Origin of the sequence: Cytobacillus firmus NBRC 15306 (genome assembly GCF_001591465.1) — a bacterium.
Lineage (GTDB): Bacteria > Bacillota > Bacilli > Bacillales > Cytobacillaceae > Cytobacillus > Cytobacillus firmus.
In genome coordinates, this window is the sequence record NZ_BCUY01000245.1 from 1 (window position 1) to 684 (window position 684).

Annotated in this window: 1 protein-coding gene; it reads right to left on the reverse strand. The window is 47.5% G+C overall.

All coding sequences use genetic code 11. From position 1 onward, the window contains the following. Positions 1-684 (reverse strand): LXG domain-containing protein (locus BFI01S_RS22100; protein ID WP_235831274.1); only part of this gene is annotated, 684 nt, incomplete at both ends.

Here is a 684-nt window from a genome sequence, read left to right on the forward strand (position 1 = left end):
GCACCTTCAGCTATATCCTGAAGAATACTTTGCTCACTCTCTGGGTTGGGATTCGATATATCCTCGTGGAAATCCTTCCAGTTGAGAGATTTAGGCTGATATTGGGCCAGAGATAAGCTTCCGCTTTGGAACATGCCCGCCATTTTTTGGATGTACTGGTTCATGAGGGATAGATCTTGCAGGAGAGGCTCCAATGCAGCCGTTTCCCGATGGTCGAAGTCCTCCAGTTTCTCAACTGTTTCTCGGCTTGAATCCTCGGCTCGCTTTGATGCCTGGATAAAACGGCCATCCTCCAGCCGCGGAAGCACAACAATATCGCTTACGGACTTCATAATCTCATTTGCTTCCTGTGTTAGATCTGCGGTAATTTGCAGGGTGCTTCTCAGCCCCTGTTTGAGCTCATGCTCCATGAATTCCTGGCGGATAAAGCCTGAAGGGGAGGGTTCAAGATCCCGCAATGAACCTATGAAACTTTTTAAATAGGATTGATACTCGCCAATCCAGGATTCAAGGAATTGCAGAAAAGGCTGGTGGCATTCCTGGTAAAACGCACGTATAGCCTGGCCGCCCTGCCCTTTAAAAGCATCTTCAAGAGACACCAGCTCCTGGATGGATACCTGAACTTGATTTACCTGATCTTTAAGGATAGATAATTGATTGCTCGTCTTGTCGATTCCTGCAAGC